At 60.9% G+C, this 21989-nt stretch carries 28 protein-coding genes; 4 read left to right on the top strand and 24 right to left on the bottom strand.

The genetic code is table 11. From position 1 onward, the window contains the following. Window positions 1–66 precede the first annotated feature (66 nt). From RQI55_RS10240 to RQI55_RS10130, 23 genes are all read right to left on the bottom strand, one after another. On the bottom strand, window positions 67–336 hold the full coding sequence (locus RQI55_RS10240) for a hypothetical protein (RefSeq protein WP_243256391.1): 270 nt from the start codon (window positions 334–336) through the stop codon (window positions 67–69). A 158-nt stretch (window positions 337–494) separates the two neighbouring features. After that, entirely contained in the window at window positions 495–701 is a 207-nt protein-coding gene (locus RQI55_RS10235; RefSeq protein WP_042618335.1) for a hypothetical protein, read from the bottom strand. A 33-nt stretch (window positions 702–734) separates the two neighbouring features. Then, the gene (locus RQI55_RS10230; protein WP_243256392.1) at window positions 735–4535 is read right to left on the bottom strand and encodes a glycoside hydrolase/phage tail family protein; all 3801 of its coding nucleotides are present in this window, start codon (window positions 4533–4535) and stop codon (window positions 735–737) included. A 3-nt stretch (window positions 4536–4538) separates the two neighbouring features. Further along, complete coding sequence (locus tag RQI55_RS10225) at window positions 4539–4973, bottom strand: NlpC/P60 family protein (protein ID WP_243256393.1); 435 nt, start codon at window positions 4971–4973, stop codon at window positions 4539–4541. Then, window positions 4973–5854 carry a DUF2163 domain-containing protein gene (locus RQI55_RS10220; RefSeq protein WP_243256394.1) on the bottom strand — a complete coding sequence of 294 codons (882 nt, stop codon included), beginning with the start codon at window positions 5852–5854 and terminating at the stop codon, window positions 4973–4975. Before RQI55_RS10220 ends, RQI55_RS10225 begins: the two co-directional genes overlap by 1 nt. Next, window positions 5851–6483 (bottom strand): TIGR02217 family protein, encoded by a 633-nt coding sequence (locus tag RQI55_RS10215; RefSeq protein ID WP_243256395.1) that lies wholly within the window; start codon window positions 6481–6483, stop codon window positions 5851–5853. The genes RQI55_RS10220 and RQI55_RS10215 overlap by 4 nt, the downstream gene beginning before the upstream one ends. 56 nt (window positions 6484–6539) lie before the next feature. After that, entirely contained in the window at window positions 6540–7118 is a 579-nt protein-coding gene (locus RQI55_RS10210) for a phage tail tape measure protein (RefSeq protein WP_243256396.1), read from the bottom strand. A 76-nt stretch (window positions 7119–7194) separates the two neighbouring features. Continuing rightward, entirely contained in the window at window positions 7195–7416 is a 222-nt protein-coding gene (locus RQI55_RS10205; RefSeq protein ID WP_192063877.1) for a rcc01693 family protein, read from the bottom strand. Continuing rightward, window positions 7413–7775, bottom strand: a complete 363-nt coding sequence (locus RQI55_RS10200; RefSeq protein ID WP_042618328.1) for a gene transfer agent family protein — start codon at window positions 7773–7775, stop codon at window positions 7413–7415. The genes RQI55_RS10205 and RQI55_RS10200 overlap by 4 nt, the downstream gene beginning before the upstream one ends. Then, a complete protein-coding gene (locus RQI55_RS10195) occupies window positions 7775–8182 on the bottom strand; it encodes a phage major tail protein, TP901-1 family (protein WP_042618327.1) in 408 nt (135 codons plus the stop codon). The genes RQI55_RS10200 and RQI55_RS10195 overlap by 1 nt, the downstream gene beginning before the upstream one ends. A gap of 43 nt (window positions 8183–8225) precedes the next feature. Then, a complete protein-coding gene (locus RQI55_RS10190; RefSeq protein WP_243256397.1) occupies window positions 8226–8627 on the bottom strand; it encodes a DUF3168 domain-containing protein in 402 nt (133 codons plus the stop codon). Further along, window positions 8624–8959, bottom strand: a complete 336-nt coding sequence (locus RQI55_RS10185) for a phage head closure protein (protein WP_243256398.1) — start codon at window positions 8957–8959, stop codon at window positions 8624–8626. The genes RQI55_RS10190 and RQI55_RS10185 overlap by 4 nt, the downstream gene beginning before the upstream one ends. 3 nt (window positions 8960–8962) lie before the next feature. Then, on the bottom strand, window positions 8963–9532 hold the full coding sequence (locus RQI55_RS10180) for a head-tail connector protein (RefSeq protein WP_243256399.1): 570 nt from the start codon (window positions 9530–9532) through the stop codon (window positions 8963–8965). A 173-nt stretch (window positions 9533–9705) separates the two neighbouring features. Then, window positions 9706–10965: a phage major capsid protein gene (locus RQI55_RS10175; RefSeq protein WP_311272532.1), complete on the bottom strand. Its 1260-nt coding sequence runs from the start codon at window positions 10963–10965 to the stop codon at window positions 9706–9708. A 41-nt stretch (window positions 10966–11006) separates the two neighbouring features. Beyond that, window positions 11007–11579 carry an HK97 family phage prohead protease gene (locus RQI55_RS10170; protein ID WP_243256401.1) on the bottom strand — a complete coding sequence of 191 codons (573 nt, stop codon included), beginning with the start codon at window positions 11577–11579 and terminating at the stop codon, window positions 11007–11009. Between the two features lie 38 nt (window positions 11580–11617). Then, window positions 11618–11938 (bottom strand): DUF6107 family protein, encoded by a 321-nt coding sequence (locus tag RQI55_RS10165; protein WP_192063667.1) that lies wholly within the window; start codon window positions 11936–11938, stop codon window positions 11618–11620. A 169-nt stretch (window positions 11939–12107) separates the two neighbouring features. Continuing rightward, window positions 12108–13271 carry a phage portal protein gene (locus RQI55_RS10160; RefSeq protein ID WP_311272531.1) on the bottom strand — a complete coding sequence of 388 codons (1164 nt, stop codon included), beginning with the start codon at window positions 13269–13271 and terminating at the stop codon, window positions 12108–12110. A 50-nt stretch (window positions 13272–13321) separates the two neighbouring features. Next, window positions 13322–13630, bottom strand: coding sequence for a Dabb family protein (locus tag RQI55_RS10155; protein WP_243256403.1), 309 nt, complete (start codon window positions 13628–13630; stop codon window positions 13322–13324). A 40-nt stretch (window positions 13631–13670) separates the two neighbouring features. Then, window positions 13671–14312, bottom strand: coding sequence for a hypothetical protein (locus tag RQI55_RS10150; RefSeq protein ID WP_243256404.1), 642 nt, complete (start codon window positions 14310–14312; stop codon window positions 13671–13673). A gap of 432 nt (window positions 14313–14744) precedes the next feature. Then, the gene (locus RQI55_RS10145) at window positions 14745–15152 is read right to left on the bottom strand and encodes a hypothetical protein (protein ID WP_243256405.1); all 408 of its coding nucleotides are present in this window, start codon (window positions 15150–15152) and stop codon (window positions 14745–14747) included. Between the two features lie 215 nt (window positions 15153–15367). After that, on the bottom strand, window positions 15368–15784 hold the full coding sequence (locus RQI55_RS10140) for a hypothetical protein (protein ID WP_243256406.1): 417 nt from the start codon (window positions 15782–15784) through the stop codon (window positions 15368–15370). A gap of 216 nt (window positions 15785–16000) precedes the next feature. Then, window positions 16001–17260: a DNA-packaging protein gene (locus RQI55_RS10135; RefSeq protein WP_243256983.1), complete on the bottom strand. Its 1260-nt coding sequence runs from the start codon at window positions 17258–17260 to the stop codon at window positions 16001–16003. A gap of 73 nt (window positions 17261–17333) precedes the next feature. Then, complete coding sequence (locus tag RQI55_RS10130; protein ID WP_243256407.1) at window positions 17334–17867, bottom strand: hypothetical protein; 534 nt, start codon at window positions 17865–17867, stop codon at window positions 17334–17336. Window positions 17868–18113: 246 nt separating this feature from the next. On the opposite strand from RQI55_RS10130, the gene RQI55_RS10125 reads away from it, so the two are divergent. The 3 genes from RQI55_RS10125 (at window position 18114) to RQI55_RS10115 (ending at window position 20296) form a co-directional block, all read left to right on the top strand. Continuing rightward, on the top strand, window positions 18114–19751 hold the full coding sequence (locus RQI55_RS10125) for an alpha/beta hydrolase (RefSeq protein WP_409233709.1): 1638 nt from the start codon (window positions 18114–18116) through the stop codon (window positions 19749–19751). A 106-nt stretch (window positions 19752–19857) separates the two neighbouring features. Then, window positions 19858–20085, top strand: a complete 228-nt coding sequence (locus RQI55_RS10120) for a CopG family ribbon-helix-helix protein (RefSeq protein WP_409233716.1) — start codon at window positions 19858–19860, stop codon at window positions 20083–20085. Between the two features lie 64 nt (window positions 20086–20149). After that, the gene (locus RQI55_RS10115) at window positions 20150–20296 is read left to right on the top strand and encodes a hypothetical protein (protein WP_162196029.1); all 147 of its coding nucleotides are present in this window, start codon (window positions 20150–20152) and stop codon (window positions 20294–20296) included. Window positions 20297–20302: 6 nt separating this feature from the next. Here the strand turns inward: RQI55_RS10115 and RQI55_RS10110 are convergent, their stop codons facing one another. Continuing rightward, the gene (locus RQI55_RS10110) at window positions 20303–20734 is read right to left on the bottom strand and encodes an Lrp/AsnC family transcriptional regulator (RefSeq protein WP_243256410.1); all 432 of its coding nucleotides are present in this window, start codon (window positions 20732–20734) and stop codon (window positions 20303–20305) included. Between the two features lie 120 nt (window positions 20735–20854). Here RQI55_RS10110 and RQI55_RS10105 point away from each other — a divergent pair, with 120 nt between their 5' ends. Then, a complete protein-coding gene (locus tag RQI55_RS10105; RefSeq protein ID WP_243256411.1) occupies window positions 20855–21955 on the top strand; it encodes a saccharopine dehydrogenase family protein in 1101 nt (366 codons plus the stop codon). Window positions 21956–21989 lie beyond the last annotated feature (34 nt).

Raw genomic sequence — 21989 nt, 5'->3', positions numbered from 1 at the left:
TCGATTCTGCAACACGACGGTCATTCCGGCTCAGGTCTATACCAGTTTTTGAGGAATTGCGACGCTCTACATCGGAACGCGCATGGTCACCTTGCGCGGGCGCTCGCCATTGCCCTGCACCAGCACGGTCACGACGCAATTTTCGCCATCATTGGAAGGATAGACCGAAAGAAGCTGCCCGCCCGTTTCACGCACCACGCGGGATACGGCACGGGTGCAATCGCTGGCCACCTGCTGAACCTGGCCCTGCGAAGGTGCTTCCGGCACACCCACCTGCGGCGCAGGAAGGCCAAAAAGCCCGGCTGCTAGCGTCGCGATGATGATAGGTGATGCCATTGCAAATAACTTCCACAGACAATTCGGATGCACGCCGAAGCGAACTCATGGTCAAATATGTAGCGCAAACCTTCTGAATGGCAAATGAATGTGGGCCACCATGTTGCGTTGCACGGCAGCGCGCGTGTCACTACGCTGCCGTGCAACAACGCATCGCGCTATTTGATTGCACTCGTCGCAGAGAGGCGTCCGTACAGGGCTATCAGCCCGCCCACGCCGCCCGCAACCGTGACAAGCCCTTCCGCAAGCTCGTCCTCAAAGCCGCCGGGCAGGTTCAATCCCACCACATGCAACAGCGGCGCCAGCACCGCAATCAACGCACCCCAGATGGTTTTCGATTGATACCAGGCTTTCATATCGTCCATTTTTGGTCCTTTCGGTTGACGTTATTGTGAAGTTTAAAGCCTGAGCGTGCGGCTTGCCGCAATGCCCAGCGGCACGGCCCGGCCAAGCTGGCGCACCCGCACCGAAAGCGTGTTTTGTGCCGCACCAAAATCGGCAAGCTCATCACTTGCTGCATAAAGGCAGGCGGACTCGCCCACCTCCATCACGCGCCGGACCGTGATGCCGGAGAGCACCTCGACCCGGTAGCCTTCGGAAATCTCGTCCAGCGGAATATCCGCCGCGTCCCAGCCATCGGCCTCCACACGTCCCCGGCGCACCCATGTCAGCCGCACACCGGCGGCTGTGCGAAGGCCACGCAGATGCACCGGCGCAAGCGGCGTTTCCGCTCGCGTGCCGCCCGCAAAGGCAAAAGGCCCAACGCGTGAAACCTGCGCACCCGCCGCCTCGACGATCCAGTTCAGTTGCAGTCCGCGCTCTTCGGCACGAAGGCCTATCGCCACCACGCCAGCATCCAGCACCACCACTTCGGCGCCTGCAGCAGCGCCCGCCGCCATGGCATCTTCTGTTCCAGCAAGCCCGCGCAACAGCCGCGTCAACCGCCATTGGCCTGACGATGTCTCCTGCGCCAGCGCAAACGCCGCCACCTCCCAGGCACCATTTTCGCTGCGAATAGCAATACGGTTTGCGCCGTTCAGCACGGCCAGATCGGACGCCGATGACAGATCGCCATAGGGCAGCGTGAGGTCGATGGCGCCAGCCCCGTTGAACCGTCCCGCAAGGCCCGGCGGCAAGCCACTGGCAAGCGCGCCGATCTTCGCAGGCTGGTCCAGCAGCACCCGTCCCACATAACCTTCAGTCCCGGCAGAAACGGAAAGCGCCATGCGCCGCCATGGCCGCGCAAAGGCCGCCACCCGCGCAAAGCTCTGCGCCTCGCCCGCCTCAAAGCGCGGCAGGTCCATCAGCACGATGTCGGGGTCAAACCCGCTGGATGCGCCGCTCGCGCTCGCGCGTGGCGCTTCTCCCTCAAGCGAAACGGTCAACGCCGCAGGTGCAAACTCCCGCGCCTCGATGCGTCTGAGGTCGCCATCCTCGATACGGCTCACGATGAACCGCCCGGCGGGACCATCCACCAGTTCCACGCAATCGCCGGGGTCCAGTGCAATGTCGCTGGGCGAAATCGAAAAGCTCACCGTGCGGCGCGCCAGCCGGTTGTCGCGCAGCAGCGCTTCCACCATGTTCTGCGTGGTTTCCTGCGGCAATACCGCGCCCAGATCGTATCGCAGCACCCGGTTTCCGGCGTTGTCGATGCGGCGAGAACGAACGCTGGCCTGCTCGTAATCCAGCGCCGGGTTATACGCCGTCAGCACGGCTTCAGCGGCAAAATCGCTGTCATGCCCCCGCGCCTCGGACCACAAAGCAGCATCCTCGCTGTCGGCATAGGCCGAAATCACCTTGGTGCGTGTGGCCGCCCGTCCGCGAGAGATGAACCGAAGCTTGCCCCCGTCCTCGATGACATGAACCTGAAATGCCTCCAGCAACGGCTCCAGCAGGCTGCGGGCCGCCGTCACATCGGCCTGCGCATAGCCTGTCACATCGCCCGTCACGGCAGAAACGTCGAAATCCTCAAAGCCGTGATCCTGAAGCACGGCGGTGATCAGGTCTGCCAGCGTTGTCGCGCCCAGCCTGCCGTTCAGCCAGTGCCCGGTGCGCCAGTTGGCGCCATCGCTCCATGTTGCCACATCCTGCGGAAAGGCCGGATAGGGCCGCGCATCCCATGTCCACACGAAAATCCTGTTAGGATCGACCATCCCCGCCGGTGGTGCGCTGCTCTTCCAGTGGTCGTGATGCGCCTCCAGAAACCGCCGCTGCTGGCTGTCGGCGCGCATCCGGCTGGAAAAATGCGGATAGGCGCTTTCGGATGATTTCGGGTCGATAAAGGTGTTGGGCCGGTTCGCACCCTTGTCGATCGCCGGGCACCCCAGTTCGGTAAACCAGATCGGCTTCATGCCCGGCACCCAGGCGCTTGGGCTTGTGCTTTCCACACCGCCAACGCGGTTATAATGCCGGTTCTGCCACCAACTGCCCAGATCCTTGTAGCGATAGACCCAGTGCTTGCCGCTCATGCCATCCGAAATCGCCCGGCGCGTGCGGCTCGCCCGGTCCGCATCACCGCCATAATACCAGTCGAACCCCTCACCCGCCGTAATGGATCGGCCAAAGCCCGCCACATCGTCAGGCCCGTCAAACCTGTCGGGATTGCCACCCTGCACATCCTCATCACGCCAGTCGGAAAGCGGCATGTAGTTGTCGATGCCGATAGCGTCGATGTGAGTGCTCGCCCACAGCGCATCGAGGTTGAAGAACACGTCGCCGGTGCCGTCTGCCGGGTGGTAGCCGAAATACTCGCTCCAGTCGGCAGCATAGGTCAGCTTTGTCGAAGCGCCGACAACGGCACGCACATCGCCCGCAAGCCGCACCAGTTCTTCGACAAAGGGAAAGGCACTTGCCCCGTCGCGCACCCGCGTCAGCCCACGCAGTTCGGAGCCGATCAGAAACGCATCCACCCCGCCCGCCTGTTTTGCCAATGCCGCATAATGCAGCACCATGCGGCGATAGCCGTCTGCACGGTTACAGAAGGTGGAAATCTGCGTGCGCGCAGCCGCCGTCTTGTCGGCGCTGCCGCTCATTCCCGCTGCCGGGTGGCAGGTAATGTTGCCCCGCCAGCCATAGGCATCCTGCTCGGCCTTGCCATAGGGGTCGGCCAAGCCGTTGGCTGCGGGAATATCCATCATCACGAAGGGGTAGAGGCACACTTTCAACCCACGCGCCTTGAGGTCGGCAATCGCCTGCAAAACGGAAGCATCGCTTGGCGTGCCGCCATAGGCGGGGCCACCATCGCGCCTGCTCACCAGCCGCGCCTGCCCCCGCCCCATGCCCGCCACAGACCAATGCGCGCTTTCGCGGTCACGGAAGGCCACCTCCACCCCCGGCAGAATGCGGCATTCGCCCGCCCGCATATCCGTGCCAAACCACGCCACCACCAGCGCCACGCTTTCCAGATTGGGGCACAGCGCCTGCAATTCATCCATCGAGGCCTGCCAGTCGGTGGCCGCCGTCAATGTGTGGCGGTTCATCACCCGGCTTTCGCCAGCGCCCGCCCGCTCGGAAACCGCAACCGTCGAGTATCCATGTTCGGTCGCGCCGGGAATAACGGTTACGGCACGGATCTGGCATTCCAGCTTGCCAATGGGCCTCACCACCTCGAACTGAAACAGCGGAATGCGATTGCCAAAACTGTCCAGCGGCAACCGCTCGAACACCACATAGGAAAGCCCGCGATAGGCTGGCGCATTGCCAGCCCCCTGCCGCGCCTCGATCAGCGGGTCGGGAAGCTGGTCGTCGCTGCCGGGGTAAAAGCGCATCTCGATGCCGGTCAGATCAAGCTCCTGCCCGTCCGCCCACACCCGGCGCACCAGCGCAACCTCACCCTCGCACAGGCCCACGGCCAGATTTGCGAAATAGCTATAGGTCTCGACCGTGGTCGATGAACTGCCGCCACCGCCTTTGCCGCCCTGCCGCTCCCGCGTCACGCTTTCCTCAAAGCGCGTGGCCCAGATCAGCGTGCCGCCAATGCGCACCGTGCCATAGGCACGCGTTATCGCCCCACCTTCTTCGGCACCGGGAATACGCGCCGTGGAAAGCCGTGCCCCTGTGACGGTTTTCGAGGAGGAGAGCATCGCGCTGTCAAGCGCACTGCCTGCCAACGCACCCGCCGCCCTGCCGATCATGGCACCAACCGGCCCGAAAATGCTGCCGATGGCGGCACCCGCCGCCTGTAAAACCAAGGTCGCCATCACTCACCTCCGCGGAAATCGGAAAATACCAGCGATGCGTTTTCGCCAGGAAGGCACCAGTGCAGAGCGCAAGACCGCCGCCCCCTCATAGGCATGAATGAAGTGATCTGCCCCGGCCAGAATGCCCACATGCTTGGCCGCACAGTCCGTCCGCCAGCGAAACAGCACCATGTCACCCGGATGCGCCTCGCCAAGGCTTGGCACAATCTCAAAATGCCGTGCCGCTGCGTCCATCAGCCGGTCTTCCCCGCTGCGCTCGGCCCAGTCGCGGGCGTAAGGCGGTGGCAGTTCCGGCTCGTCGCCATAAAGCTCGCACCAGATGCCGCGCACCAGCCCAAGGCAGTCGCAGCCCACACCCCTGGTGGAGGCCTGATGCCGATAGGGCGTGCCGATCCAGTTTGTCGCAAGGCTTAAAACCTGCTCTCCCATATCGGCCATCAAAACAGTGCTCCGCCATCATGTTGCGTGCGGCTCGTCACATAGGAATAGGCGAAGTCTGCCCCCGGCATGTGCGGAAACCCTCGAAAATTCAGTTGGTTGGAAAACTTCGCCTTGCATGTCGCAAAGCTCTTGTCGCAGCCAGCGGTCACGGTGAACGCGTCGCCGGGCGCAGGCGCTGCCTCCAGCGGCAACCAGAAACTCAGCTCAGCCACCCCGTCCCGCATCGCATGGTCATCCAGATCGAAGCTGCGGCCCGCATTCACCCCACTTGAGAAGGCAAGCTTGCCCTGTCGGAAAAACCCCTCCGCGAAACTGCCAAGCCCCGAAACAACGATCCGCCCCGTGCCATTGATGGAAACGACTGCCCCAGTTGCGCGAAATGCTGCAACATTGGCCTTGCATCTGGCATCCCCCAGCGCTGCATCGCAGCGCCGCCCATAGACCCGCCCCTGCGGCTGGCTGAGCTGGTGGGCAAAACTGCGCAGCTCGGCCTTGAAGGCACCGCCCGCCCGCGTCACCTCGCCAATCTCGCGCACCTTCAGCAGCACATGCTGCTCCGGCGCCTGCCAGTTGACGAGGTAAAGCTCCACCTTCGCCCCGTCATAGCGGCCCGCCGCCAGATCGGCCTCATCAACCGCCTCGCTGGAAAAGCCACCCGCCACCTCGCCGCTCGCCGCCGCCAGTCCGGTTTCGCTATCGTTTTCACCCGCCTGAAAACCGCTGGCCGCGAGATAGGTCACGCCGCCAAAGGTCAGCGCCTCGTCATGCTCGGTAAAACCCAGCACGGCCCCATCGCGAAGGCTCACCTTCCAGCACTGGCACGTCGTCGTCACCTCACCTTCCAGATGCGCGGCAAGCTCTGCTGGCACGTTCTTCACGGCAAAATCTCCACAAGAGGAATGGAAGGAATGCGTCCGGCCTCAAAGGCGCTCAGGCTCACATCGATGCGGTCGATGTCGAAGCGAACCGGCACATCGAACTCGAACCCCGCCCGTATGGCCGCACCGGCGGCAGGCACCTGGCCCCCCGCAAAGGTAACGATGCCAGTCTCATGGTCTGTCGTGAAACCCGTCGCCGCCACGCCATTCACCGAAACCAACACGGAACCCGCCACCGGCTTGGCAATATTGCGCGTCCAGCCGCCTGCCGCATCGGCATAGGTCTTGGAAAGCTGAAACCGCGCCGTCACGCCATCGCCGGTGCCAATCCGCTGGTCCATCGCCGTCGGCACGGTCAGCGGCGGGCAGGAGCGGAAATCCACGGGGTCTCGAAACCGGAAGCCGAAGAGTTGCCCGCCGCGCGCCTCGAAAAACTCCAGCACCGCATAGAGGTCGCTGACCGAGCGGACACCGGACCCCGCATCATAGGCCCGTCGGGAATTTCGCCACCGCTGGTTCCGGTTCTCCCGCCCGTTGGACAGGTTGACGATATCGGTCCGCCGCACGGGTCCGCCACTGGTTCCCAGCGCCAGCCGCAGCGGGAACCGCACCTCATGAAATGCCGCCATGATTCTGATTTTCCTGAATTATCGAATAAATGCCGGAGCCGTATGAGAGGCGTCTCTCACAGCCCGCGCTGTCCGCGCCCCACGCTGCGCGCCAGCATGGCGGAAATCTGCCCTTCGCTGCGCCTGAAACTCGCCGCATCGCTTGCCGTCACATTGAACACGATCTGCGCGCCACCGCCGCCACCGCCAGCGGCGACACCCAGAGACCCATCGGCACCGCGTTTCAGCGGCAGAATGGCCTCGCTGCCCGCCTCGCCCATCAGCCCCATATCGCCGCCCATGGGAAAGAATGTCGGGCTGGAAACCACCCCGCCATCGGCAAAGGGCGTCACCCGCCCCGGCACACCGCCATTGGCAAAGGCAAACAGTGATCCTGCGCCCGATGTCAGCCCGCTAACGGCGCTCGACAGCATGTTCTCCAGCGGCTTCAATCCGGCAGACAAGGCTATGTTGGAAAGCCGTGTGCCAAGCCCCTGCAAAACGCTATCAAGCCCTTTGCCGCCTGTCGTGGCTGCCTGCAATGCAGAGGTCAGGGCCGAGCCAAACCGTTGCGATCGCTTTTCCAGATCGTCCATCACAGAGACCAGCGCTTGCGCATCGTCCCGCTGGTCGGCAAAATTCGTCTCGTCAGCCATCGGCCTTACCTTTCTGATTCAAGTGGAGAAGCCAGTGGGTTGAAAGTGCAGCCCTTTTTCAGACTGCCTTGACCTCTCATCCGTCCGGAAACTGCCGCATCAAATCGTCCAGCCCGTGCCGGTTCAAGGCTTGCGCTTGTCGCCTCAAGCCACCGGTCATGGCGAAGAATTCCAGCGGCGTCAGCGCCCAGAATATGTCAGGGGAAAGCCGCAGCAGGCTCAGGCCCGCATGGATCACCTCGTCCCAGGGAAAGGGTCTGGTGTCCTGCGCCGGGCCTTCGCCCGCTGCGGCTTTCAGGGGGAAGCGTGCGCCTCCCCTCCCGTGCCGGTTCCAGCAAAGGCCGCGGTCAGGAGGTCTCCCACGATCTTCGCATAACCGGCAATTCCATCCTCAACGCTCATGGTCGCCACGTCGTCGTCGGAAAACACATTGCCCGCGCCGCGCAGACCCGCGCCAATCACGCGGATCATGTCGGCAGCTTTCATTCGCCCACTAGCAAAACGTTCCGCAAGCCCGGTCAGATCATCGGCGCAGAAGGCTGTTTCCAGTTCCGCCAGCGCGCCCAGCGTCAGGCACAAAATCCGCCGCTCGCCATCCAGCACCGCTTCCACCTCACCACGCCTGCGGTTGGCGCGCCCAAAATTGGCCGCCCCCATCACAAGGCCGTAAAGGTAATGGCGCCAGCGGATTCCAGCGCGATTTCAAACTGCACCTCGCCGTCATGGCGGCCGGAATATTCCAGCGCGCTAATCTGGAAGGAGCCTTGCAGCGTGCCGAAATCCGGGATGACGATCTGATAGGTCAAAATTGTCCCGGCAAAAAATTGCGTGCGCACCAGCGCGTCGCTCTGCACGTCCTTGAATATGCCGGATCCCGTCAGTCCGGCACGCTGCACGCCCGCCCCCGCCAGCAACTCCCGCCAGCGCCCGGCACTTTCCGAGTCTGTCACGTCAACGGTCTGCGCGTTGAAGGCCAGCCGCTTCGTGCGCAAGCCCGCAATCGTCACATAAGTCCCGGAATTGTTGATCTTCAGCAGCAGGTCCTTGCCCTTCTGCGCCACCATGGCTCGTCCTTTCAAAATGGATAAAGTGGATAAAAAGCAGGTGCTATTCCGTCACGGCGCGAAACCGGATCTCGGTCAAGAACTGCCGGGATTTCGTCTGCCGCACGGAACGGCTGGAGCGAAAGAAAAGGCTGACCAGCGCAATATTGCCGCCCAGCACCAGCGATGCATCATCCAGAACGGCCAGAAGCCGCACGGCAATGTCCTGCGCCAGCTTGCGCCCGCCATCGTCGCTCCACACTTCCAGCGTGACAATATGCTCCTCACCGCCTTCGGACGCCGTGGCGTAGGGGCGGCTTTCAATTTCGCCAAAGGCCACGCAGGGAAACACCGGCCTCGGCAGCAGCCGGTCGACGATGCCGTTGCTGCCCACCAGCGCCGTCAGTGCGGCGTCGCTTTTCAGCTGTGCGTGAATGGCCCGCAACAATGCGTTGGCCGCTCTCATCGGCTTTCCTCCTCGCAGCGGCAGATGATGAAGCGGCGCGTCTCATCGGCATCGGTAACGGATTTCACGGCAAAGATGCGCGCACCCTTTCGCAGCCGCATGCCCGTCGCAACATCGTCCCGAAACATGGCCCAGATCCGGTGCGTCACCGCCACGCCATCGGCAGAGGCCCGCTCATAGGACCCCTGCGATACCGGTTCGATGGCCGCCCAGAAAGATCGCAGTGCCGCCCATCCGGCCACAACGCCGCCCTGCCCGTCGGCCACGTCTTGGCTTACCTCGAGGTCCAGACGCGCCGTCATCTGGCCGGGGTCGAGAAAACTCAGGTTCATGGCTTAAAGCCCCAGCCTGCAAAAGGGTGCCACCAGCCTGTCATATCCGGCAGGCACGCCCGCAGGCTGGTCGGCTGCGGAAACGACACCACGAAAGGCAAACATATGGGCGATATGCACCAGCATGGCCCGTTTCAGCGTGTCGGGCACATCGGCGCCGCTCTCGCCAAAGCCTGCGGTAAAATCGATTTCGATGCCGTTCAGCGGCTGGCCGGGTGCTGGCGGCTGGCGCAGCCACAGCCGCGCTGGCCGTGCCTGCCCGTCCAGGAATTTATCGATGGCAGTCATATCGGAAGGGTCGCCCGCATCATCGAAAACCAGAATCTTTTCGATGGCTTGCACCGGCCCCTTGGCAATCTGAATCACCCCATCGCGCGGCCAGCCGTCGAGATAGAGCCGAAGGGTCTGGCGCATCAGGCACAGCCCGGTCTGGCGCTCCAGATGTTGGCGGGCGGTTCTGATCAGGCTGGTCAGCAACGCATCCTCGTCATTGCCATCTGCCCGCAAATGCGCTTTCACATCGGCAAGCGTCAGCGCCTCCGCCTGCGGCGGAGTAATCTGTGCATAGGTCATGGTGTCTTCGTCCTCGAGCGGGAAATCGATATCGAAGGCGCGGCTGGGTTATCTCTCCCCTTGTGGGAGAGAAAGCGATTTCAACGTCTTGAGCACAGCTCAAGCGTTAGAAATCGCAAGTGAGGGGTGGCCGCGCCTGCCCCACCCCTCACCTCAAACAACAGACAACCGCCTTAGCTGGCGGCGAACTTGATGAGCTTCACGGCTTCAAAATTCTGAACACCGCCGCCCACGCGCTTGGTGGTGTAAAACAGCACGTAAGGCTTGGCCGAATAGGGGTCGCGCAGAATGCGGATGCCGGTGCGGTCCACGACAAGATATCCGGCACGGAAATCACCAAAGGCAATGGCCATGCTGTTGGCCGCCACATCCGGCATGTCCTCGGCTTCCGCCACCGGAAAGCCCATCAGCGCGGCGGGCTGCCCCGCAGAAGCTGGCGGCTGCCACAGGTAATTGCCGGTCGTGTCCTTGAAGCGGCGCAGGGCAGACTGCGTCTTGCGGTTCATCAGGAAGGTGCCGTTCTGGCGATGCCCCGCTTTCAGCGAGTAGACGGTATCAACCAGCACATCCAGCGGCCCGGTGGAGGCAAAGGCACCCGCCGCACCGGTTGCAAGGTAGCCGAACTTGCCCCAGGCATAGGAGGCATTCGCCACCGTCTCGTAGGCCAGCAAACCCTTCGGCTTGTTCACGCCATCGCCGGAAATAAAGGCGGTGCCTTCTTGCTCGGCAAAAGCCACATCCACTTCGGCGGCAATCCACGCCTCAATGTCCACGGCGGAATCATCCAGCAGCCCCTGCGTCGCCGCTGGCATGGCGTAAAGCTCCATGGTCGGAAAGGCCATTTCCGCAAGCTGTGGCGTGTTGGTCTGCGGGCGCGCTGCCGTCTCGGCCACCCAGCCGGTGGAAAGACCTGCCAGCGCAAAGGGCTTCTTCAGCACCGCACCGGAAACCTGCCGCACCGTGGCCAGCGCACGCATCGGCGAAACCACCGCCATGCGCTTGCCAATCTCGCTATCGGTTTCGGTCGGCAGCAAAAATCCGCCATCGGCACCGGCATTCCCGGCAAAGGCCTTGGCTTCCAACTCGCGCAACGCACCCTCGTCGCCCCGGCGAATATAGGCCTCGAAGGCCGACTTGTGCTCCTGCGTTTGAGCCGATGCCGCCCTGCGTGCACCCAGCGCAGGCCGCGCCTTTTTCAGCGAAAGCTCGTCCATCGCCTGTTTGTTATCGTCCAGCGCCTTCTCGATGCGGTCAAGCTTTTCGCGCGTCAGCACATCGCTCGTCATCTTGCGCTCGAGATCACCCAGCCGCTGGTCATTGGTTTCACGAAACGCCTCGAAGGCTTCCATGAAATCATCGAAAGCCGCCGTCATGGTTTCCGGCACGGCCTTGGTCTGCGGAGCAACGGCCTGCAAGGATGTCTGTTCAGTCATGGGGTCTTCCTCTGTTGTGATGGATGGGATTGAAGCGCGTCTCAGCGCCGGAAGCTGCTATCGGCCAGGCTCTTGGCGGCGCGGCGCATGCTGCGCACAAGCTCGGTTTCCCGGTCGCGGAAGAACCGTGCCTGCTTGACGTTCGAAACCCGTGCGGATGGCAGCATGGGAAAGGTCACGACGGAAATTTCCCAGAGATCGGCTTCCAGAATGCGGCGAATGCCACCGCGCGCGGCCTTGCCCGCCCGCACCGTCTGAAAGCCGATGGAAAGCCCGTCCAGCGCGCCTGTTTTCATCAGCGAGTGAACCTCTTTGGCCCTGGCCACATCAGGCGCCAGCACGCCCTCGACGAACAGGCCGCGCTCGTCTTCACGAATGGTGCGCCACGCGCCGATCGGCTGGTTGGGGTCGTGCTGGTACAGCATGCGAATGCCGCCAGCGCCCCGCTCCTCGATGGAGCGGCGGAAAGCCCCCGGCTCGATCACGTCGCGGCCCAGATCCACCTCGCCAAACACGCTGGCATAGCCGGAAAACGTGCCGTCAAAGGCAATGCCGCGCAGCTCCAGATTGGCAAATTTGCGCGTGGCGGGCCGTGGCCCGCGATAAGCGTGCATGAAAATCTCCTGAGATTTTGGGAAACGTTAAAGTCGGGTCAGGGCTTGGGGCGGGCGGCGTAACGCTCGGCCACCCGCACCATCACGCCCAGCCCCCACCAGGCGCAGAGGCTTGCTGCGGCAGAACCGGTCAGCATGATTTCCTGGCTGGAAAGCCCATCGGCAATATCCAGCCGCTGCACCATCCACAGCCCCACCGGCCCACCAAAAATCATGCCGCAGGCCAGCCCGGTCAAAAACCGGCTCGCCGCCTCATGGTGCGTCTGCGGCAACAGATAGATCAGCGAAACCCCGGCACCCGCCACGGCCCCGGTAAAACGAGCAGCCCAGATGCTGCTCTCATTGGCAAATTCAGACATGAGAAACCATTCCGGGTTAGAGTAAGGGGAAGGTGTGCACAGGTTGCCCAGCACCTGCTTTTCGTGTGTCGTGATTTGTTGAATCTTCGGAATCACTTGGCGGCACCGGCTCACAAACGGATTCCAGGCTTTAAGAAACTGGTTGAGGAATGCGTCAGGCTCTACGGCCTCAATACCCCACCGCCTCGCGCTTCTCGTCATCGCTCAAGAAGGCCGCCGCCCCCACCCGCGTCCACAGCGCATCGCACTCGATGGAAAGTCCGGCAATCCGGTCGAGATCCGGCTCCAGCCGCACCGCGCCGTCAAACAGAGGTGCCAGCCAACCGGAAAGCCCCGCCGCCGTGCGATTGATCAGCGGCAGCACCGTCAGCCGGTAGAAGGCCCGGTTCGCCTCCTGATAATTGGCATAGGTATTGTCGCCGGGAATACCCAGCAGCATGGGCGGCACGCCCAGCGAAAGCGCGATGTCGCGTGCTGCGCCGTTCTTGGCCTCCATGAAATCCATGTCGCGGGGCGAAAGGCCCATGCTTTTCCAGTCCAGCCCGCCTTCCAGAAGCAGCGGTCGCCCCGCATTCACCGCCCCGGCATAACCCTCCTCCAGCTCCCGTTTCAGCCGGTCATACTGGTCGGTGGTCAGGTTGCCGCCCTCTTTCGGCTGGTAGACCAGCGCGCCGGATGGACGGGCGGAGTTGTCCAGCAGGCGCTTGTTCCACACACTCGCTGCATTGTGCAGATCAAGCGCTGCACCCGCCGCCGCCAGCGGCGAGAAACCGCAATGGTCGTCCAGCGGGTTGAAGAGCTTCAGGTGCAGCAGGCCCAGCCCATCCCGGTCGGCGGCAATTCGCCTCACAGCTCGCCCCTCGGCACGGTAGTCGAAGGCCGCTGGCCACCCATCGCCCCCTTCAATGATGCTGACCCTATCAGGGCGCAGCAGATGTAGCTCTCGCAGCCGCTCGCCCACCATCACAGGCTCTATATAGGCATTGCCGGATAGCAGCAGATGCCCGTAAAGCGCCTCGAAAAAATCCGGCCCGCTCATCTGCCCATTGGGCCTTGCCAGCAATCGCAGCAGCGCATGCTCGCCAATTTCGCGGTCGCCCTCATACAGCAGCCAGTTCACGGAGGCCGCAGCCTCCGCCACCATGCGCGCCGCACGATGCGCCACCGGGTTGCGCATAAACCCCTCACGAGACAGCGCCTGATAACCGCGCCCGGACCAATGCGCCCGCCCCGTTTCGCCTGAGAGCACCAGAAAACCGCCAGCCGCCTTTTCTTCGCGCACAGCTGTGCGCTCCGCCGGGCGCCGCCACGGCAGATGACCAAAAAATCGCATGGATCCTGTCCTTTATGGAAAAATCTGGCGCAAGCCCGGTGGCTTACCCCTTAGCCAATCGGCGTCTTCACCGCCCGGTCGCTGTCGAAATCAGCCGCCACCCGCGTGTCGCGCAGTGGCTTCACAGTATCAGTGGAAAGCTGATAGGCCGGGTCGGCCTTGTAGGCTGCCAGTGCCGCCTCGTCTTCAAACTCGCCATAGACGATGAAATCGACCTGATTGCCCCACTGGTCCTTCTTCACGTTCTCGCCAATCTCCAGCTTCAGCGCATGGGAAATCGCGGTCAGGCCGGAAAGCCCCTTGCGCACCGCATCGCGGTTGGCTTCGGGCACGGTGAAGAAAACAATATGGCGGATCATGAAGGCACCTATGACGCAAATCTGTGGGTAGAAATCGCTATCACCCCACCGCCGCAGGTTCAATCCGGCTGGCTGTCAGGGCGGCATTGAAGCCTCGCCCATATCCGGCAATCAATTCCGCGCGGTCACGCCCGTTGATGATGGATCTCGCACCCACCCAATCCTCGCTCTGTGCGTTGAAATAGTGCGAAAGCCGCCTGCCGGTAAAACTGCCCCGCAACATCCCCTCCACCAGTATCGTGGCAGATGTCTCCGGCTCCATCGCCCGCTCCGGTCGCGCAACGAGATCAATCCCGGTCACAGCCGACATCGCCTCGTAATTTCGCTTGTGTGTCAGTTGCACCAGTCCGCGCCCCAGCCAGCTTTTGCCCTCGGCATCGCGCCGCCAATAGGGCGAACTCACCTGCCCCAGCCGCCCTGCCGCATAGGCCCGGTCGAGAATGATGATCGCCGCATCGTCGCTGGCGGCCAGTGTCTCGCGCACCGGCTGCATCGTCGCCGCCGTTTCATGAAACGCCGTCGCCAGCATATAGGCCAGATGCCGCGCATCGCCATCAGGTGCAATTCTCTCGAATTGGTCAAGCACCAGCTCAGTGCCCTGCACCTGCCCCCCACTCAACTTTCCCGAGAATGGCGCATTGCGAATCGCTGCGAAAAATCGCTGTCTATCAAACACCGTCATCACCTTTCTAACATTGCCGCAATTTAAACCACAGGTTTTAATAGGTTAATTCACACACCCTAAATCGATTTAAAAATCTGCTAATCGATTTTATTTTTTACGAACCGATTTAAGGGAAAAATTTACCTTGAATTGGGGAACAACTGGCCGCCTACTCTGTTTCAGACCGCGCGATAAACGCGCCAAACCCGCGAGGAGAAATGCCATGACATCGACGATCTCCCAGACCACCTACGACCGTCTTGAAAACGAATGGCGTCAGATGCGCGAAGTCTCCGCGCAGACCAAACCTTCGCAGGCACCAAAGAAGTAAGTTGGCAGAGGGGCGCAGCGTGCCCCTCTTTGAAACATGCCTGCATTAGGCAGTTTAGGCCGTCGTGGCCCCAGATCGACAGAAGTCTCCACAATGAACAGGCATAACTGACCGTCAGACTATCGGACCGCGCGTATAAGCCTACCGAGACCGCGACGGATCAGCGTCATCACATACCCACCGATAATGGCAATCGTCGCAAATATGACCCCCGTAATCGGTATAACCGTGCGGGCAGTGTCCCTGACCATGGCATCATACCATTTTCCAGCTTCTCCAATAAGCTCTTCATCAGTGAAGCTCTGACTGCCATCCAGATCGAAGGTGTTGAGACGCCAAGAAACATACTCGTCAATCAGCAATACCGACGTCACGATGTAGACGTAGCTGACAAGCCATATCCATAAAAAGGACGTCCACTTTCGGCGGGTGCGCGATGTGTTGTCAGCGCGCCAAAAAAGCAGAAATGGAGGTATGAACCAGCTATAGGAAACAACTCTCGTGATGATCAGCAGCTCATAAGGCATTTAGTCTTCCATCGTCGGCACGAATATACAAGCAAAGGATGTATCCGTTTGCCCTCGCTGGGAAAAGCGCAATTCACCCGGATGTCATCAGCTTCTCGAATTATTTCCACAGCAGGAGCCAAAGAGGTCAACGTGGAATCGCGCGCTAACGCCGCCCATAATAATAGAACGCCCTCGATGTAATTTCCCACCACAGCGGGACTTTTTACCCAAAACTATCGGCGGGTAAGACCTATCAAAATCCATGCGCCACGACGAAAAAGCGTGAGAAAATACGCGATACACACAGCAAGCCCAGCAGGAATAAAGCCGGTAAATAGAACAAAAGTCCGCGCTGTATCGACCACTTCGGCGTTCGACCAATATGCAAAATCGCCTTGCATCTCTCTGGCCGAAAACATTTGGTTTCCATCCAGATCGAAAGTGTTCACTCGCCAGGAAATATAGAAATCGACGATAGATACGGTCACCACAATGACGATATAACTGACAAGCCATGCGCTCAGAAAAACCATCCAGCGACGTCGTCTTTTAGTATTGAAATCAGCGTGAAGAAACAAAAGAAACGACATCAATACGGACGAGTAGAATGCAACCATTGGCAATCGCTCGATAATCACCTGCTCAATCATTGTTACTTCCGAGGGCCATGATAGGTTTCGTTCCGCTCGTATGTGTTAAAGGCGCCTGCTGATGTCTTGCAGAATTCCTAAGCGCAGCATGGGTCTTAGTGCTAAGGTTCACAGAACCGCAATTTCAATCGAAATAGTGCCATGCAGCAGAATGTCTGTCTTCAACCAGAGCACCCAAGCATCTGATTTCAATCATTTTCACCACAGGAATGCCCCTTACATTCCCCGCACCCTCGGCTCGGCCATGGTTTCCATCGCCAGCGCCGTCAGCGCCCAGACCAGCGCATCCAGCCGGTCTGGAGAGCGCCCCGATGATAGTCCGCCCGGCCCGAAATCCGTCATCTGGTCCTCCAGCTTTTCAAACCGCCCCGCATGGCGCACTCGCCCCTGCTCGTAGAGTGCGGCAATCGGCTCGGCGCGGGTAAACTTACCCCGGCTTGCCCGCACCATCGTCACCGGCAGAGTGGTGTCGATGCTTTTCAGCATGGCGCTCACCATCTCGCCGCCTTGGTTCACTTCAGCCACCACGCGGTCGGCCTCATGGCGGTGGTGGGCCGCCACCACGGCCTTGGCCCAACCGGCAGGCGTTGCGCCCTCAACGGAGCAATCCGCCAGCACCCACAGCCGCCCGTCAATGCCCATGCCCGCCACCACGATGCCGCAGCAGGACCCCTCGCCGCTTCCCGCTGGCGGGTCCACCGCCACCACAATGCGCATGAGAGCATCAGGCTTTTCATCGAAAATCGCCTCAATATCAGCCCGCTTCCACAGCGCATCGTCGCGCTGCGCAATCAGCTCGCCATCCAGCTCCTGCCGCCCCAGCCGCGTGCCGCCATAGCGTTTCACCATGGCCTCGATGAAGCCGGGAGACAGGTTGTCGGCATTGTCGTGGGTGCGCATCCGCACAATCCGGCTGGCCGGGTCCGCCATCAGCGTCTTCAAAAGCGGTATCGGCCTTGGCGTCGTCGTAATCAGTTGCTGCGGGTACTCGCCAAGGCGAAGACCAAATTGCAGCATGTCCCAGGTTTCCTGCGCATAGCGCCACTTCGCCAGCTCATCGGCCCATGCAAAGTGGAACTGCGGTCCGCGCAGGCTTTCCGGGTCTTCGGATGAAAAGATCTGCGCCATCGCCCCATTCGACCACACCAGCCTGCGGCGCGTTGCCTCGAAGTCAGGTCGTTTTCGCCTTGCAATCCTGCATATGCCGGAAATGCCGTCGATCATCACCTCGCGGGCATCCCCCAGCGTTTCCGCCACCAGCGCAATGCGCAGGTCGGAACGATCCCCGGCGGACGCAATCCGATGAACCCATTCGGCCCCGGCCCGTGTCTTGCCGGAACCGCGCCCGCCAATCAGCAGCCAGTTGCGCCAGTCGCCCGGCGGTGGCTGCTGCGCATCATTGCCCACAAACCGCCAGTCGCGGTTGAAGCGCGTGACGTGCTGCTTTTGATGTCTGAGTGCCAGAAGCATTTCCATCCGGTTTCGCATGCCCTCGTGGCGGCCTGTCCCATCCCCCTCAACAAGGGCGATACAGTTGGACCGAGCCGCGTCATTTTCCGCCTTCATCCGGCTTTTCGTCCGGCGAAAGACCGGCAGCGACAAGCCTTGCCCGCATTTTTTGCTCGACGAGCTCATCGATCCGCCTCTGGAAGAAGGCCACGGCCTCCTCATAATCCTGATTGTCCGCTTCGCTCTCAGCCACCGTTTCCCGGTCGCGGGCCAGTTGCCGTTGCAGCGTGTCTATCTTTTCCAGCGTACGAACGATGAGCGAGATCGCATCGGTCGCGGCCTTAACATCGGCCCGGGCCAGCTTGCCCGCCGCATCGTCGGCCACACCTTCCAGCGCCGCCCCCGCCCCTTCGCGCAACTCGCGAAAAAACCGAAACTGCTCACGCATCTCCTGCGTCATCTCGTTCAGCAGCCGCCACACCTCATCCGGCCCGTCAATGGTGCCGTCTGTGGTGGAAGCTGCCGCATCGATAGCAACAGATTTCGTTTCCAGTGCCACAGCGTCAGCGCCATAAACACACGTCTTCGGCCACTCGCCGTAAAGCGAGAGGTCGCAATCATCTGTCATTGTCATGGGTTGCCCTTGTCGTCTGTGAAAGGAACGACACAAAGCCGAAATAGAATAGCGCAGAAGCCAGCACCGTGGCTCATCCGCACTTTTCCGACTGTGCCATAAACCTATCAAACGACCGTCACGCCGTCAAGGATTATTTTCCTATTATTTTGAAAATTATCTCTTCCACCCACTCCGGGGTCATATTACAATCAGCTCAACAATTTGGAAGGACGCAGAATTTTGAGATGGATCAGGCATTTGTCCATGCCGCTTTCGAGCACTGGCATCGTTTTTGGCACCGTGTTGCTATGCGTATCGCTCACGCCATCGCTGCTTCCGCGCACCTATGTCATGCAGGGCGTCCTCAGCGGCTTTTCCTTCGGCATCGGCTATCTCATCGGCATCCTCGTCAAGGATGTCGCCATCTATCTCGGCCTGCCGCAACCCTCGCGGCATGATAAGCGCGGCGTGCTTTTCGTCGTATCGCTGGCCGCCATCGTTGCTGCTGTGGGGTTCCTGTGGCAGTCGGCCACATGGCAAAATTCCATCCGCGTGTTGATGGAGCTGGAGCCGCTGGATAGCGCCCACCGCTTCAGAACGGGTGCCATAGCGGTCATCATCGCAGCGCTTCTGCTCGGTTTCGGTCGTCTGTTTCAAATTATCAGGCGCATGTTTTCCCAGCGCAGCCGCCGCTTTCTGCCGCACCGCCTTGCCAATGTCGTGGGCATCGCCGCCGCCGCCATCCTCGCCTTCTTTCTCCTCAACGGCCTCATCGTCGATATCGGCCTGCGCTTTGCAGATAGCTCGCTCAAGCAGGTGGATAGCCTCATAGAGCCGGATGTGCCGCGCCCGTCAAATTCCTTGAAAACCGGCAGCGCCGCGTCCCTCATGACGTGGGAATCGCTCGGTCGTCGCGGTCGGGAATTCGTGGCCACCGGCCCGCAAAGCACTGACATCTCCGCCTTCACAGGCCGCCCGGCCATGGAGCCGATCCGCGTCTATGCCGGGCTGAATGCCGGTGCCACCCCTGCGGAACGCGCAGCCTTGGCACTTGAGGAATTAAAGCGTACCGGCGGTTTTGCGCGGGAAACGCTCGTCATCGTCGCCCCCACCGGCACTGGCTGGATAGACCCGGAAGCCATTGATACGCTTGAATATTTGCACAATGGCAATGTCGCCACCGTTGCCGTGCAATATTCCTATCTCTCCAGCTGGATCGCGCTTCTGACAGAGCCGGATTACGGCGTGGAAACCGCCCGCGCCTCGTTCGAGGCCATCTACGGCTACTGGACGACGCTGCCCAAGGAAACACGCCCGAAGCTCTATCTGCACGGCCTCAGCCTCGGCGCTTTGAACAGTCAAAAGTCCTCGGATCTCTACGATGTTCTGGCAGATCCCTTCCAAGGCGCGCTGTGGAGCGGCCCGCCCTTTTCCAGCCCCACATGGCGCATGGCCACATCAGGCCGCGTTGCGGGCACACCCTACTGGCTGCCGAAATTCCGCGATTCCTCGGTCATCCGTTTCGCGGATCAATATAGCAGCGCCCACTTGCCGGATGCCCAATGGGGACCCATGCGCATCGTCTATCTGCAATATGCCAGCGACCCCATCACCTTCTTCGAAACCTCAGCCTTCTACCGCCGCCCGCAATGGATGGCCCAGCCGCGCGGGCGCGATATCTCCTCATCCTTCCGCTGGTTCCCCGTCGTCACCGGCCTGCAACTTCTCCTCGACGTCGCAGCCGCCACCACCGCCCCCATCGGCTACGGCCACGTCTACGCTCCGGAACACTACATCGACGCCTGGCTCGAAGTCACCCAACCTCAGGGCTGGACACTCGAAACCACCCAACGCCTGAAAATGTTCTTCAAGGCCAGACGCGGCAGCACGGACCCGGCGTGAGGTGGCGACAAATCCTTTGACGAAAGTGGAAAACCGCCCTATCTTTGTATTACAAATCGAGGAAAATTCGATGGAAGATCAAAGAAATCTATCCAACCCCATCACCATGCGTCTCCCGAAAGACGTACTGGCAGAGATCGAAGAGATCGCCGCCGCCTGTGATAGAACGCGTAGCTGGGTTTTCGTACGCGCCTTGAAATCATATCTCGCTGCCGAAGGCCGGGATATCCTCACCCTCGCGCAGGCTCACCAGCAGATCGATAGAGGCGAAGCTGTTGATCTCGATGATCTGGTTGACGAGGTCGATCACATCGTGAAAGGCGCTGCCGCGTGAAACTGGTCGTTTCTCCATTAGCGAGGGACTACATCAAATCGGCCACGAGGCCGAAGACCTTCCCTTGGCTGGCATCCGCCGTTTCGTCATGGGCGTCTATCTCGTGGATTACGAAGTTCGCCGCCATGAAATCGTGATTCTCACAGTTCGGCATGGTCAGCAGAAACCGCCATCCCTCACGATAGATGACGATTTCGACTACGAAGAATAGCCCATCTCACCGCGAAATGCGCGTCGAGAGAATCACCGAAGACAGCGTCCGCTCCACGCCATCAAGCGCGCCGATATGGTCGAGAAGCCGGTCGAGATCTGCGATTGAGGGGGCGGCGAGGATGGCGATGAGGTCAAAGGTGCCGCTCACCGAATGCAGCGTCGTCACCTCCTTGATGGCCGCCAGCGCCGCCGTCACGCCTGCGAGCGCCTTGGGCGCTATGGTAATCAGCACATGCGCCCGCACCAGCCCGGAAAGGTAGCTTTCGGAAAGCTTGATGCCGTAGCCCGCAATCACGCCGTCAGCTTCCAGCCGCTCTATGCGCGCCTGCACCGTCGTTCGGGAAAGGCCAAGCTTGCGCGCCAGTTCCGCCACCGGCATCCGGGCATTGTCCGATAGCAGCGCGAGCAGCGCCCGGTCCTTGTCACTTATCGGCATTGTGCATCTTCCCCTTGGCGATATGCACAAATATGGCAGGAGTTTCGTACAAAGTGAAGCTACGAATCCTTCACAAAAAGCGGCATCCTGTTACCTCAACAATCAGTCTGAGGGGACATCATGAAACACATCGTCATTATCGGCGCAGGCAATATCGGCTCTGCCATCGCATGGATGCTGGCCGTCACTGGCGATTACAGGGTAACCGTCGCAGACCGCTCGGTCGATCAGCTTGCCAATGTTCCCGCCCATGAGCGCATCGATACCGAAGTGGTCGATATTACAGATCGCCTCGGCCTTCAGGCACTGCTGAAAGACAAGTTCGCGGTGCTATCAGCAGCACCCTTCCACCTAACCGCCGGCATTGCCGAGGCAGCTGTTGCCGTCGGCACCCATTACCTCGACCTGACCGAAGACGTGGAATCCACCCGCAAGGTCAAGAAACTCGCCGAAACATCCGAATGCGCGCTCATCCCGCAATGTGGCCTCGCGCCCGGCTTCATCTCCATCGTCGCGGCTGATCTCGCCGCTCGTTTCGACAAGCTGGATAGCGTTCGCATGCGCGTCGGCGCGCTGCCGCAATATCCGTCCAACGCCCTGAATTATAACCTCACCTGGAGCACGGACGGCCTTATCAACGAATATATCGAGCCCTGCGAAGCCATTGTCGAGGGACGCCTCACAGCCGTTCCAGCCCTTGAGGAGCGCGAGGAATTCTCGCTTGACGGCATGACCTATGAGGCCTTCAACACCTCCGGCGGCCTTGGCACGCTGGCGTCTACGCTGGAAGGCAAGGTGCGTACTATGAATTACCGCACCATCCGCTATCCCGGCCATGTTGCCATCATGAAGGCGCTGCTCAACGACCTCAACCTGCGCAACCGACGCGATGTTCTGAAAGACCTGTTCGAAAACGCCCTGCCCGCCACCATGCAGGATGTCGTCATCGTCTTCGTCACCGTTTGCGGCACCAAAGGCAACCGCTTCATGCAGGAAACCTATGCCCACAAGGTCTATTCCGGCCCCGTTTCCGGCCGCATGATGAGCGCAATCCAGATCACCACCGCCGCAGGCATCACCACGGTTCTCGACCTGCTGGCGCAGGACAAACTGCCGCAAAAAGGCTTTGTGAAACAGGAAGATATTGGCTTGGCAGACTTCCTTGCCAACCGCTTCGGTCAGTATTATGCGACCCGTGAGGGTCTGGCGAAGGTGGGGTAGTTCCATCTGTACGGTGGGTGGGGCTTACCCCACC

Source organism: Rhizobium sp. WCS2018Hpa-16 (genome assembly GCF_031843705.1).
GTDB lineage: Bacteria > Pseudomonadota > Alphaproteobacteria > Rhizobiales > Rhizobiaceae > Agrobacterium > Agrobacterium tumefaciens_C.
Note: the sequence above shows the minus strand (reverse complement) of the source record. Positions and strands in the feature narration are given on the sequence as shown.